Source organism: Lentzea sp. NPDC058436 (assembly GCF_042721515.1).
Taxonomy (GTDB): domain Bacteria; phylum Actinomycetota; class Actinomycetes; order Mycobacteriales; family Pseudonocardiaceae; genus Lentzea.
In genome coordinates this window covers 1,486,125-1,499,004 of sequence record NZ_JBHXLF010000001.1, presented here as the reverse complement: position 1 = coordinate 1,499,004, position 12,880 = coordinate 1,486,125, and the positions used below count along the sequence as shown (strand labels likewise).

Genomic DNA, 12,880 nt, shown 5'->3' with positions numbered 1-12,880 from the left:
AACGATGAACGGACGACTCGCCCGCGCCGCCACTACGGTGGGCATGCTGCTCGCGACCACCGCGATGAGTTTGATCGACGCGCCCTCCGGCTCAGCCACGCGGATCATGCCGCCGCGGTGCGGCTTCTACGAGGTGTCGCCACCGGTGGGGGAGCTCACCGGTCGGTACGTGCACTGCGCGGACAGCTTCATCCTCATCAAGCTCCACTGGTCCACAGGCACCACCGGGACCGCGTGCGTGGCGCCGTGGTGGCAGATTCCGTTCTACCGGGACGGACAGCACAAGGTCGTCAACGCCTACTACGTGACCACGCCGCCGAACCTCATGGGGCCGCCCCACGACCGCAGGTGTTCAACAGGGCAACCGCGCGCCTGATTTTGTTGACTTGGAGGACTTCTAGCGCTGTGCCTTCTTTCGAGCGAGGTCCCGAACACGACGTGCCGCGAACTGGTGCGTGAGCACCGCGCGGAACGTCGGTTCGGCGACGCGCAGGGCCAGCACCTGTTTGTCGGGCTTCGAGTGACACGCAGCACCGACGATCAGCTCGGTCGCGTCGATCTTGTAGATCTGGGCCAGCTCAGCGAGTGTGATCAAGGTCGGTAGTGCGTGGCCGTTCTCGAACGTCGAGAGCGCGGCGCTCGACAGGGTGGACGCCATCTCGGCGACCTCGGCCTGACTTGTGCCACGGGCGATGCGCGCGTCCCGCAGTGCTTTCCCCAGCGCTACCGGATACGGCTGCTGCGTGGAGAAGTCGCCCAACGCGCGGTCGATGTCGAGCCCTCGCTCCGCCACCAACTCGCGCAGGTCTGCGTCATCGGCCTGTTGGAGGAGCGCGCGTGCACGGTCGACGCGTTCGGTGGACAGCCAGAAGTGATCCTCGGCGGGGACAACGTCCAAATCAGTGCGCCGATCGATCACGTGCGCCTCGGTGAACCGGCGCAGCTGGTTGATCAGATCGATGTTTGTGAGGCGGGCCAGCTCGACAAGCCGAGCAACGCTGTGCTCGACACCCACTCGTTCGAGGAAAGCCACGAGGACGATGCCACGTTTACGACTCCAGGAGAGGCGCTCGTCCTCGGCGACCTGTTTGGTCACCTTCATCGGCGCGGTGTCTCAAGGTCTGCGCCCTGGGCGATCAACGTGTCGACCACGAGCGCAAGCACGTCGGTTGAGCTGCCACCGTCGGACGCTGCGGGGCGTCGGGAAGCGGTCACAGCGTCTTGGCCCTTTCGTGGCCACGGAAGGATGCCTTCAGATTTCCGCCACGCCAGGTCGCACTCCTCACACGTCGGCCAGTAGCGGGCGTCGTTGGGCCATGTGTCCGGGCCCGCCGTCACCTCGATGCCGCAGAGGGTGAGGCCGGCGTCGTTGACGGCCAGCTCCTGGGGTATCGCGTGACGGCCTTCGTCGTGCGGCTGCCATTTGTAGCTTCGGACCATGCCCGATCACTTCCCGTGAACTTCTGCGCTACCAGCGCACCTGATGTCGGCAGTGATCCACGGAAATCGACATAACTGAGGAGAACCAGGGGGAGTATCCAGCCATGACCCGGCAGCGATCGAGCATCGGGCGCTCCTACCTGGGTAAACACCAGGATGACCCGACTGGGTGAAAATGAAGTTCTCTTGGTGGAACGGGTGTTCGCCGGGTGTTCCGAGCTAGCCTGTGCAGGCACAATGCGCCGAATTCGCGTCAGGGGAGACCGATGGCGAAGCCGAGGAAAGGGCTAGCCGCCCGCCGTAGGGCTATGGGGTATTCGCAGGAGGGCTTGGCAGAGCTCCTGCGAATAACTCCTGGAACCATCGGTCGCTGGGAGCAGGGCAAGTCCACCCCGGAGGCCTGGCTCCAGCCGCGCCTCGCGAAGGTGCTGGAAGTGTCCGTTCAGGAACTGATCGACCTCCTGAATCCGCTCGCTGCCGAGCGCGTCGAAGCGCGGTCGATCGGCGGTCGATCAGAGCAGACTGGACATGATCCTCGTAGAACCGTCCAAAACGGACATCATCTCGACAGTGTGCACGGCGTCGTACCGCACCTGCGGCGGGCACTCGATGCCTTCGACCTTCCTGATGATGGGCCTACTCGTCCGCTCGTCGAGATCGCTGCAGATGTAGCTCGCGTCAACGAGCACCGCCTTCAGGCCAGGTACGGCGCACTCGCGGAAGCCCTGCCGGATCTCCTCGCAGAACTGGCGCGGGCAGCTCAGGTCGCCAGTCCAGGCCTGCAGGAGCAAAAGGTCGCGTTGCTTCGGGCTCTTGCACTTCGCGCCGCAGACGGGATCGCCTTCAAATTCGGATACCTTGATCTCTCAGGCCGCCTCATCGACCTGATGCGGCGGTCGGCGGCTCAGGCGAATGACCCGCTGCTTGTGGCAGCGGCCGAGTACGTCCGCACAGAGACCTTCTTCGCCAGCGGCGATCTCAGTACTGCCGGTCACGCGCTCGTCAAAGCTGCTAGTGAGTCGGCCTTGTCCAACCTCGACGATCAGCATGTTGCTGCTGCCTATGGATCCCTCCACATGCGAGCCGCAGTGGTGGCTGGTCGAATCGGTGACCCCCGCGCTGCCGAGGATCATCTGCGTGAAGCCAACGAGGCGGCCAGGATGGTCCCTGAAGGTGTCTACCGCGGCACCGCTTTTGGCCTGCAGTCGATTCGCATCCACGAACTTGCGGTGGCCACCGAGCTGCGCGACCCGATCGGCATCGAGCGGGCGGCGACATGGCATCCATCGGCGGAACTGCCCGCCGAGCGGCGTTCGCACTACTACATCGAGCTGGGTAGCGCGCAACACGATCTGGGCCACCACGAGGAGGCTTACGTCTGCATCGAGATGGCGCGTGACGCGGCTCCTCAACACACGCGAGAACATCCGCAAGTCAAGGGAACGCTTGCTTCGCTTCTCCAGCACCGTCCCGGAAACAACAGGGTGGTCGAGCTCGCTGCGTGGGCTGGAGCACGGGCGATCTGATGTATCCGGTAGTGGCTCTAGCTTGTGAGCAGAGCAGGCAGCTCGTTCAGCGAGTTGATGACCCAATCGGCGTCCCGCTTCACCAATGGGTCGTCGGCCCACAGGTATCCCCAAGGTCCGCGCCGGATCAGTGCCGTGCGCAGCCCTGCGGCCTTCGCAGCAACGATGTCGTTGTCGCGATGGTCTCCTACGTACACGATCTGCTCGGCATGAACTGCGGCAGCTTCAACGACACGCTCGAAGAAGATCTCTGAAGGCTTGGCAACTCCCCATTCCCCAGATGTCGACACAAAGTCAGTTGGCAGGGCAAGGGCTCGAAGCAACTCCGCCGCACGGGCAGTCTGGTTGCCGGCAACCCCAACCCGGAGTCCAAGGTTCTGCAGCGCTGCGAGGCTTGACCGGACGTCGGGGTAGAGGTCCTGATCCTCAATCCGCTCACCGAGTCCGGCATCCTCGCGCAACAGTCGCTCGTGTGCGACGTCGAAGCCTGGGCGGAAGTACTGGAAGGTTTCCGCGTTGTCTCTTCCAGAGACGGTCACGGCGCCGAGAACGGTCGAGAACGTGTGCCGCGGTACGCCGATCCAGTCGGCCCACGCGGCCCACTCGCGCGAATCGTCCAACAGCGTTTCGCCGACATCGAAGACGACAGCAGTGACCATGAACCCACTCTTACGCCATCGAGGAGCGTAGAGCGAGCGCTGCGCCCGGCCGAGTTGGCTCCAGCGGCTTGCCGGGTCTGCACGACCGCGTCCGTACGCGGCCTCAAGGCTGTCCCAACGGATGGAAAGGGCGATCATCCGGACTCGACGTCGCTCGAAGTTCCACGGCTCGTGACCGCGAGTTCGGCGAACGCGTGCGGCAGCGATCAAGGCTTCCGGAATGCCTGCGCGACGGGGTTGCTGAACTGGTCAGATTGGAAATCTGGATGTGTCAACAGATCGCTGGGCTATCCGGGAACTTCGAAGCTCGGGCGAGTTGCAGGTCTGTGATGATCGGCTAGGCCGCGAAGGGACCGGCATGCTTTAGCTGACTCCGCAGGTCACGTAGCGTCGGCGATACTGCAGGAGTGGACGTGCCTGAACTGCTCATGGGCGGACTGCTGGGGGCGGTACTCGGCCTTCTGGTGGGTCTGCCTGTCGGGGCGTTGCTTCGCCCTCTTGTCGCAACTTGGGAACGGCGGGCTCGCAAGGGGTGGAACGACGATCCTGTCCTCGTTCACGTGGAGCGAGATCGTTCGATCATCTGGGCTGGTCATCCGGACTGGGTCGGCGACAGCGTGTACGTCGAGAACCGGCTGCGGCTCAAGGGGACGCCTCCGGCCGACCGCGACGGGTGGGCGCGTTGGGTGCGATCTCAAGGAGCGGTCGATGCAAAGCGCACCCACTTCCAGATCCGTCTTCAGGCGAAGGTCGAAGCGCTGGTCTGGATCGAGAGTGTGAACGTCGAGGTGCACAGTCGGCGTCCGGTGAAGCACGGGGCTGTTCTGGTGCGCGGCGTAGGTGGTGCGTCGGTGACGCCACGACAGTTTCGGATCGAGCTGGATCCGACGGCGACATCGCAGACCGTTGCGTGGCTGGATGCCGGAGGACAGCCCGGTAGTCCACCCAGCTTGAAGATGCCGGCGGGCGATGGCGAGGTGTTCTACGTCTGGGCTGAGGCACGTGAGACCGTTCGCTTCGAGTGGACCATCGTGCTGAACCTCTTGGTCGAGGGCCGCCGTGTCAGACGGGTCATCGACGATGACGGCAGCCCGTTCGTCACGGTTGGAGCTGGTGATCTCCCAGAGTGGTGGAACACAGAAGGCGACCAGTGGGTCGGCCCGCAGCAAGATTGAACGGAGCTCCGATCCGGTCTGGCGGACGATCGTTGGAAGTGCGCCTTGGCGAGGTACATCGAGAAGGCGACGAGATGTCTCTCGATATGAACTTGCAGACGTGTTCGCGATCCTCGAGCAGGCATTGGGCTCGGGCGTTCGTGCGAGTCATACCTGCAGGCATTCATCGAAGTCGTTTGTGGACTAGGTGAAGGCACTGGTCAGACTTTCGGCGGCCGCGCCGCGGCCGGCCGGGATCCTGTGGTCGGAGCTGGATCCGGCGAAGATCGCCGCGATTCCGGCGCTCGCCGCTCGGCAGGCTCGGCGCGACGTCAGCTGATCGAGCGGTCCGCCTTCGCGGCTTCTGGCTTGGACGCCCTCCAAGAACTACGCAGGTAGTACGGCGGAGTTCGAGAAGTGAGGGGAACAAGTGGGGGCTCGACTGGATCTGCGGGCGCGGGTGACGTTTGCGTGGCTTGAAGTGACCGGGAAGTGTCAGCTTCAGTGCGACCACTGCTATGCCGACTCTGGTCCAGCCGGTTCGCACGGAGTGATGACCACCGACGATTGGCGCGAATTGATTGACCAGCTCGCCGCCCTCGGAACGAAGATGGTCCAGTTCATCGGTGGCGAGCCGACGTTGCATCGAGGGCTGCCTGAGCTCGTTCACCATGCGCTCGACCGCGAGTTGGCGGTGGAGGTGTTCACCAACCTGGTGCACGTCGGCTCGGAGCTGTGGGAGGTCTTCTCGCGGCCTGGTGTTCAGCTGGCCACCAGCTACTACTCCGATGGCAAGGATCAGCACGAACGGATCACACGGCGTCGGCACAGTTACGAGCGAACGAGGTCGAACTTGGTCGAGGCCGTCCGACGCTCGATTCCGGTGCGCGTGGGTGTCATCGACGTCGACGAAGGACAGCGCGTGCGGGAGGCGGTCGATCAGTTGAGGGGCCTTGGCGTCGAGGGCGAGGTGCGTGTCGATCGCCTGCGTCAGGTCGGGCGGGGCATCCGGGATCGTGGTCCTGACCTCGGTGAACTGTGTGGTCGGTGTGGTGACGGTAGGGTCGCGATCGCACCGGACGGGTCGGTGTGGCCGTGCGTGTTCTCCCGGTGGGTGCCGGTCGGCAACGTACGGGAGCAGTCGCTCGCCGACATTCTGACGGGACCGAGGATGACGCAGACCGCAGCTGCGCTTGCGACGGAGTTCTCCCGGCGGCCGGTGAACCCGTGTGTGCCGAACATGTGTGATCCGCAGTGCGGGCCGAGCTGCAGCCCGGCGTGTCGACCGGCCGGCAACTGCACACCCACGGGAGCCTGCGCTCCCGACTACAGCTGAACCGAAGGAAGATCCGCTTATGCTCGCCCGCCGTGCGTACATCCCAGCTGAGGCGTTGCCTGGTGGCTCACGGCGGGCTTGGCCGCTGGACGTGCCGTGCGTGGCCCAGTTGGCCGACGAGGGCATGACGTTCGAGCGGCCGGTGACCTTCCTGGTCGGGGAGAACGGCTCCGGGAAGTCCACTCTGGTCGAGGCGTTCGCTGAGGCGTGGGGCCTGGACGGGCAGGGTGGGCGGGCTGGGCGGAAGTACGTCAACGACAGGCCGAAGTCCGAGCTGGGTGAGATGATCCAGTTCGAGACCACCGCCCTCGGCTCTCGCCATCGGATCGGTCCGCGGACCAAGCGCAAGGGCTACTTCCTGCGCGCGGAGACCGCGTTCGGCTTCATGAACGCGGTCTCCGGCATGAACGGTTACTGGGACGAGGACACCAGCGAGATGAGCCACGGCGAGGGCTTCCTCACCGTGTTCTCCGCCATGTTCCGAGAGCCCGGCTTCTACCTGATGGACGAACCCGAAGCCGCGCTGTCCTTCCAGTCCTGCCTGCGCTTGATGCACCTGATGTACGAGCTCGGCAAATCGGGAGCGCAGATCATCTGCGCGACCCACTCGCCGATCCTGGCGTCCACACCGGACGCCGACATCATCGAGGTGGGGGAGCACGGCTTCCAGCGGTCGAAGTGGGAGGACCTGGCGCTGGTCGACCACTGGCGCCGGTACATGGCCACGCCGGAGGCCTACCTGCGCTACGTCACCGAGGACTAGCGGTGCCCGCCGACCTCAGCGACGCCGACGCCCAGTTCCGCCAGTGGATGCTCGAGAACCTTCACCGAGCTGCCGCGCACTTCGGCCTCGCCCTGATCGGCGAGCCTCGGCTTGGGTGGATGGATCGCTCGATCGGCGTGCTCGCCGGCCGCGGCGACGAGCAGTTCTGGCTGCGCGTGGTGTCCGAGAACAAGCAATGGATCAGCGGCGACTTCTGGACCGGGAACCTCGACGCCAACGCGTTGACCGGGCTGGCCAAACCGCGTGTGCTCGACGTCTATGAGTGGGAGGAGCACCGGCAGCAGCGCGCCGAGGTGCTCACCCTGTTGCCGGGCTCGCCGTGCTCGCGGGATGACGTGCTCCGCGAGCCCATCGATCTGCCCGGCGAGTGGTGGGCGGAACTCCGCCGCACGCTCGACGTGATCGCGTCCGCCCCGACGGAGCGCGTCAACGCGGATCAGGAGATGGTCAACGGCAGAATCCGGCAGCGGTTCGGAGAATCGACCGATGCTACTGTCGATGAGTGGGAGACCGTGCACGGTGACCTGCACTGGGCCAATCTCATGCGACCGGACTTCGGCCTTCTCGACTGGGAATGGTGGGGGCGCGGCCCAGCGGGCACGGACGCCGCGACCTTGCTCAGCTACAGCCTCCTCGTGCCCGAAGTGGCGGAGCGAGTCCGTTCAGTCTTCGGCGACGTATTGGAGTCCGAGTCAGGCCGGCTCGCCCAGCTCTACGTCGCATCGAGGCTGTTCCGCCGGATGGACAAGGGTGACTATCCCGATCTCGCCAGCGAGCTTGAAGCCCATATCGAAGCGCTCCTGTGAGCTTGGTGGTCACGCAACCACCCGATCGGGCCACCCCTGCACGGCTGTGGCGTTTGTGCAGGTGTGAGGTGGTGGTTGCGGGATTCGTGCTGGGTCGCTGCGTGATTGATGAGCTGGTCCGGGCTGCGTTGGGGCAGTTGGCTGATTGTGCCTGGCACAACAGATCCCAGCTACAGCAAGGAATCCTCCATGCCGCAGAGAAGTTCCACGGCTCGTGGCCGCGAGTTCGGCGAAGGCGTGCGGGCAGCCATCAAGACCTCCGGAATGCCCGCACGGCGGGTTGCGGAACTGGTCGGCTGGCAGGAGGCGAAGCTGTCGGACTTCCTGAACGGCAAGATCGGCTGCACCGAGACCGAGTTGGCTCTGCTGCTGGGGGTGTGCCGCACGCCCGTGGAGGAACGTGACCACCTGCTGAGCCTCCGACCGGCGATGCACGTCAAGGGCTGGTGGCAGAAGCACGGCTCACGTCCGCCGGTCCGGCTCCGCACGCTCGTCGAGAACGTCGAGGCGGCGAAAACCCTGACCACCTGGCACCCGCACGGGCTCCCGGTCTACCTGCAGTCGGCCGACTACACGCGTGCGGCCATCGCTGCGTCTCCGAACGTGCCCGATGAAGAGACGGACCTACGTCTCAAAGCTGGGCGGGAACTGCAAGAGTTGCTCTCCGTCCAAGGCTTGCAGTGCACGTTCTACCTCCACGAACAGGCGCTGCACCTCCCGGTCGGTGGCCCTGAGGTCCACGTCGGCCAGGTGCACCACCTGCTGCTGACGACCGTCCGTACGAACGTCACGATCAGGATCTTGCCGACGTCGGTCGGCGCCCACGCTGGAATGAGCGGTCCCTTCACACGGCTGACCTTCCCCGCGTACGAGCCGCTCGTCTTCGTCGAACTCGAGAACTCCGCGCTCGTCGAGGAAGAGAAGAACTCGGTCGAGGGCTACCTCCAGGTTGTTCGCGCACTCGACCGAGCCAGCCTGAACGAGGAACAGTCGAAGATGATGCTGCTCCAGCTCGCCGAGCGGCTGTCCAAGGCCGACTCCTCAGGGCACGACCGGTTGTTGCCGAGAGCACTGGCGGTGGGGCTGAGCGATCACGGGATGTGAGTCGGGACTGCCTGCTCGTCCAGTGAGCAGGCAGTCCCGACGGGCCAAAACCAGCTACGCGGCTAGCGGGTGTGCTCGCCGGTGAGCGCGGCCAGTGCGGTCGCGACCTCTCCAAGGGTGGCGCGGATGTAGGTCATGGTGCTGCCCGCGTCGCTGTTGGAGTCGTTGTGTCCAGCGAATGCACGGGCGACGGCGTAGCCGTAATGGCGTTCGACCCAGGTCAGCGTGGTGTCGCGGAGCCAGTGGGTGCTGACACCCTGCTTGCCTGCCCACGTGAGGTTCTCGCCGAGGCGATTCCAGAGGTAGTCGTAGCTGTGGTAGGTGATCTGGGCTCGTTTCGCGTTGCGCAGCAGACGGCCGTTCATCGGCGAGCCGCGATGCTCGACGTGCTGCAACAGATGCCACATGAGCGTGGGGGAGACCGGTTGCCAGCGTGAGGTCTCGCCCTTCTCTTGAACGAATCAGGGTCGAGTTTCAGGTCAAGTTGCGGTTCAGCAGGTCCGAACGCGTCGCGTAAGGGCGCAGTCGCTACGCGTCGGTAGTACCGGCCAGCAGACTTCGAAGGCTGGCTGTGTTGAAGCAGGCGAACTGTCACAACGGCGACCGCCGAGCTGGCTCGCAGCGGAGTTGGCTCGGCGGTTCTGCGCGGATGTGATCAGAGATGGAGCTGGTCGAGCAGCCAAGCGGCGATCGCTCGAACAAGGCCGGACAGGGCCGCGCCAAGCATGGTGTGGATAACAGGCGGTGGGGTGTCGCGATGAGGGATGCGGCGAGTCATAGTGCCTTCCTTAGTGGCCGATGGACGAGCTGGCGATGAACAACATGACTGGGTAGGCCGTTCGGGCGGACTTATGTCAACCAAACCCGGATGGCCGACACAGACCCGGCTGGTCGGAGCTAGGTTTCCGGGTTCCGAAGTTCGGATGAGTCTGGACGCCGCAATGGAGGTGGCGGGGAGGTGGACCCGCAGAAGCGCTTCGCCGGTCAACTCAGCGAAGTACACATGCTCGCTGGCGCTCCGAAACTTTCGGCTGTAGCCAGGTGCGCGCCAGCGGTGCTGAGCCGGTCGAGTCTGAGCACGCTGTTGCGCGGCGAGTTCACCCGCGCTCCGCGGTGGGAGGTCGTCTGGGCATTTGTCGCTGCCTGCCACACGCTCGGAGCTGACCAGTCCGGCAATCTGCCGCGCGCCTTGGCTGATCTGACTGCCGAGCAGGTCTGGCGCGATCGATATCGCGCCCTGGTTCAGGTGCTGGAGATGCTCAAGGTCGGCGCGGCCAGAACCGAGGCAAACACCCCTGCCGAGCCCTCGGTGAGCACGGCACCCCCCGGCCCGGCGGCGCCAGCCGGGGTCGGCGTTACGGGCGGCAGCCACCAACACCAAGCTGCGGGTCGGCCGGTGGTCGCCTTGCGGTACCGGTTCGGAAGCGTGCCGCCGCGGGCGGGCGCGTTCCAGGACCGAGACGCCACCCGTCGTGTCGCCGGGATTGTTGATCGCGGTGACACTGTGGTGTTGACCTCGGGCGGGCCGGTGAGCACCAGCGTCTTGTCTGGGCTGGGCGGGGTGGGTAAGACCCAGCTGGCCGTGGACTATGCCGAACACCTTTGGAATGTCGGCGAGATCGAGTTGCTGGTGTGGATCACGGCCGACTCGCGGGAGGCGATCGTCTCCGGCTACGCCCGACTGGCCGAGGACCTGACCGGAGTAGAAGACCCCCAGTCCGAGCACGGTGCACAGCGGCTGCTGGCTTGGCTGGCTGCCTCTCCGCTGAGCTGGCTGGTGGTCCTCGACGATCTGCAAAGCCCCCGTGACCTGGACGGATTGTGGCCGCTGATCACGTTGACGGGGCGGGTGGTGGTGACGACCCGCCGACGGGACGCCGCCCTGCAGGGACACCGCCGCCAGCTCGTGGAGATCGGGGTTTTTACCGAGTCCGAGGCGAACGCCTACTTGGACGCCGCCCTCACCGATCACCCGCACCTGCTGGCGGGTGCCGCGGAGTTGGCGCGCGACTTGGGGTTACTGCCATTGGCGTTGGCCCAGGCTGCCGCGTACATGCTGGACTTGGGCTTGTCCTGCGCCGACTATCGGGAGCGGTTAGCGGATCAAAGGCGCCGATTGTCCTCGTTGCTGCCTGAGGTGGATGGGCTGCCGGACCAGCATCGGGCCACAGTTGCTGCGACCTGGTTACTGTCGATCGAGCACGCTGATCAGATGCGGCCGGTAGGAGTAGCACGGCCGCTGCTGGAGCTGGCCAGTGTGTTGGACCCCAACGGCATCCCCGCCGCGGTGTTCGGCGCCACCGTCACGTTGGAGATGTTGGCTCAGCGGGTCGGGCACGCGGTCAGCGGCGAGCAGGCATGGGAGGGAGTCGCGTGTCTGCACCGGCTCAGTTTGGTCACGCGGGATTCAACCTCACCATCCCAGGCAGTGCGGGTGCACGCGTTGGTCCAACGCGCCGTCCGCGACACCGTCCCTCGGGACGGTGTCTCTGTGCTGGCCCAGACCGCTGCGGACGCGCTTGTCCAGGTGTGGCCAGAGGTAGAGAGAGATACCCAGTTGGCACAGGTGCTGCGGGCCAACGCCGACTCGGTCGCCACGGCTGGTAGCGAGAATCTGTGGGCGGACCGCGTGCACGAGGTGCTGTGGCGGGCCGGAAACAGTCTCGGCGAGGGTGGGATGTTCGCCGAGGCGGCGACCTACTTCCAACGGTTGCAGGCCACGACCACCGGCCGTCTCGGTCCGGATCACCCCGACACTCTGACTGCTCGAGCCAAAGCCGCTCGGTGGCGCGGGCGGGCTGGTGACGCGGCCACTGCGGTCGTCGCGTTCGAGGGGGTGTTCGCCGACCGGCTGCGGGTTCTGGGCCCAGACCACCCTGACACTCTGAATGCCCAAGCCAGCATCGCTTACTGGCGCGCGGATGCTGGTGATGCGGCTGGCGCGATTGTCGAGTTCGAGGAGGTGCTCGCCGTTCAGCTGCGGGTGCGGGGCCCAGACCACCGCGACACGTTGAATACCCGAGCCCAAATCGCCCACCAACGTGGGGAAGCTGGTGATCTGGCCGGCGCGATCGCCGCGTTCGGGGAGCTGCTCGCCGTTCAGCTGCGGGTGCTGGGCCCGGACGACCCCGAGACGCTGACCACCCGGCAAAACCTCGCCAGCTGGCAAGGGGACGCTGGTGATGCGGCTGGCGCGATTGTCGCGTTCGAGGAGTTGCTCGCCGACCGCCTGCGGCTGCTGGGCTCGGATCACCGCGACACGCTGTACACCCGAGCCACTATCGCCCACTGGCGCGGTGAAGCTGGTGATCCGGCCGCTGCGGTCACCGGGCTGGAGGAGGTCCACGCCGATCAGCTGCGGGTGCTGGGCCCAGATCACCGTGACACCCTGACTGCCCGAGCCGTCATAGCCGACTGGCAGAAGCAGCTGTCGGACGGCACGTCCGCGTGATGTACATGGCCTGCAACCGGTCGGCCGCCGACGTGGTGCTCGGGTCCAAACCGGGCCGCGCGGAGGCGCCCGGCGCCGCGCCGGGCGGCTGCCTGGTCGCCATCTCCACCAGGTGATCACGCCAGCGCCTCGCCTCTACCATCACCTCCGCGGGCAGAGCCTTCAGTAGCCTGAACGGCTCCAATGTCGGCAGGCTCACGCTGTCCATGACCGCCAACTGCCTACCAGCCCGAGCTGTGGCCCCGCGAGGGGCTGGCGGCGCAGTGCGAGGTGGCGCGGCGAGCACTGGCGATCAGTCAGCCAATACGGCTTCGGAAATGATCATTTTTCCCGTCGTCGGTGCTGGGCAGGTCGATGCCGAACAGCGCGGCGGTCGATGTAGTTATCTCCGATCTTCACTAGCTCTACGTCAGCGAGGAAGTCCTGCCTGCGGGTAAGCGCACGTTGTCGCCACGCCGCGCGGATTCGTGTATAAGGAGCCTGGACGATAATTCCATTCCGTGCGGCAATCATTCTTTTCAATGGGCCGTTCGAGTGGGACTTCGAGACGCGCCGCAACCGTTCATGCGGCTTCCGAGTCCTTCGGTTTAGCTGTGATCCGCGCGGCCGGGAAGTGCGAA

13 protein-coding genes are annotated in these 12,880 nt (G+C 65.4%); 9 read left to right on the top strand and 4 right to left on the bottom strand.

Annotated elements, in window-relative coordinates; genetic code table 11:
- Positions 1 to 4 precede the first annotated feature (4 nt).
- Entirely contained in the window at positions 5 to 376 is a 372-nt protein-coding gene (locus tag ACFWN2_RS06155; RefSeq protein ID WP_382425183.1) for a DUF6355 family natural product biosynthesis protein, read from the top strand.
- Positions 377 to 397: 21 nt separating this feature from the next.
- Here the strand turns inward: ACFWN2_RS06155 and ACFWN2_RS06150 are convergent, their stop codons facing one another.
- Together ACFWN2_RS06150 and ACFWN2_RS06145 are read right to left on the bottom strand one after the other, a co-directional pair.
- Positions 398 to 1,102: a helix-turn-helix domain-containing protein gene (locus tag ACFWN2_RS06150; protein WP_382425182.1), complete on the bottom strand. Its 705-nt coding sequence runs from the start codon at positions 1,100 to 1,102 to the stop codon at positions 398 to 400.
- Positions 1,099 to 1,440: a zinc finger protein gene (locus ACFWN2_RS06145; protein ID WP_382425181.1), complete on the bottom strand. Its 342-nt coding sequence runs from the start codon at positions 1,438 to 1,440 to the stop codon at positions 1,099 to 1,101. The genes ACFWN2_RS06150 and ACFWN2_RS06145 overlap by 4 nt, the downstream gene beginning before the upstream one ends.
- Before the next feature lie 266 nt (positions 1,441 to 1,706).
- Here ACFWN2_RS06145 and ACFWN2_RS06140 point away from each other — a divergent pair, with 266 nt between their 5' ends.
- Positions 1,707 to 2,966 carry a helix-turn-helix transcriptional regulator gene (locus ACFWN2_RS06140; RefSeq protein ID WP_382425180.1) on the top strand — a complete coding sequence of 420 codons (1,260 nt, stop codon included), beginning with the start codon at positions 1,707 to 1,709 and terminating at the stop codon, positions 2,964 to 2,966.
- A gap of 17 nt (positions 2,967 to 2,983) precedes the next feature.
- Here ACFWN2_RS06140 and ACFWN2_RS06135 read toward each other — a convergent pair whose 3' ends face one another.
- Entirely contained in the window at positions 2,984 to 3,625 is a 642-nt protein-coding gene (locus ACFWN2_RS06135) for an HAD family hydrolase (protein ID WP_382425179.1), read from the bottom strand.
- Positions 3,626 to 4,038: 413 nt separating this feature from the next.
- Between ACFWN2_RS06135 and ACFWN2_RS06130 the strand changes: the two genes are divergently transcribed.
- From ACFWN2_RS06130 to ACFWN2_RS06105, 6 genes are all read left to right on the top strand, one after another.
- Positions 4,039 to 4,800, top strand: a complete 762-nt coding sequence (locus ACFWN2_RS06130; protein WP_382425178.1) for a hypothetical protein — start codon at positions 4,039 to 4,041, stop codon at positions 4,798 to 4,800.
- Positions 4,801 to 4,987: 187 nt separating this feature from the next.
- Entirely contained in the window at positions 4,988 to 5,119 is a 132-nt protein-coding gene (locus ACFWN2_RS06125) for a hypothetical protein (protein WP_382425177.1), read from the top strand.
- A gap of 90 nt (positions 5,120 to 5,209) precedes the next feature.
- Positions 5,210 to 6,115, top strand: coding sequence for a radical SAM protein (locus ACFWN2_RS06120; RefSeq protein ID WP_382425176.1), 906 nt, complete (start codon positions 5,210 to 5,212; stop codon positions 6,113 to 6,115).
- A gap of 100 nt (positions 6,116 to 6,215) precedes the next feature.
- On the top strand, positions 6,216 to 6,878 hold the full coding sequence (locus ACFWN2_RS06115) for an AAA family ATPase (protein ID WP_382425175.1): 663 nt from the start codon (positions 6,216 to 6,218) through the stop codon (positions 6,876 to 6,878).
- 2 nt (positions 6,879 to 6,880) lie between these two features.
- Positions 6,881 to 7,705, top strand: coding sequence for an aminoglycoside phosphotransferase (locus tag ACFWN2_RS06110; protein ID WP_382425174.1), 825 nt, complete (start codon positions 6,881 to 6,883; stop codon positions 7,703 to 7,705).
- Between the two features lie 189 nt (positions 7,706 to 7,894).
- Positions 7,895 to 8,809 (top strand): helix-turn-helix domain-containing protein, encoded by a 915-nt coding sequence (locus ACFWN2_RS06105; protein ID WP_382425173.1) that lies wholly within the window; start codon positions 7,895 to 7,897, stop codon positions 8,807 to 8,809.
- 62 nt (positions 8,810 to 8,871) lie between these two features.
- On the opposite strand, the gene ACFWN2_RS06100 is transcribed toward ACFWN2_RS06105, so the two are convergent.
- A complete protein-coding gene (locus ACFWN2_RS06100) occupies positions 8,872 to 9,216 on the bottom strand; it encodes a hypothetical protein (protein WP_382425172.1) in 345 nt (114 codons plus the stop codon).
- A gap of 551 nt (positions 9,217 to 9,767) precedes the next feature.
- Here ACFWN2_RS06100 and ACFWN2_RS06095 point away from each other — a divergent pair.
- Positions 9,768 to 12,260 (top strand): tetratricopeptide repeat protein, encoded by a 2,493-nt coding sequence (locus tag ACFWN2_RS06095; RefSeq protein ID WP_382425171.1) that lies wholly within the window; start codon positions 9,768 to 9,770, stop codon positions 12,258 to 12,260.
- Positions 12,261 to 12,880: the final 620 nt, after the last annotated feature.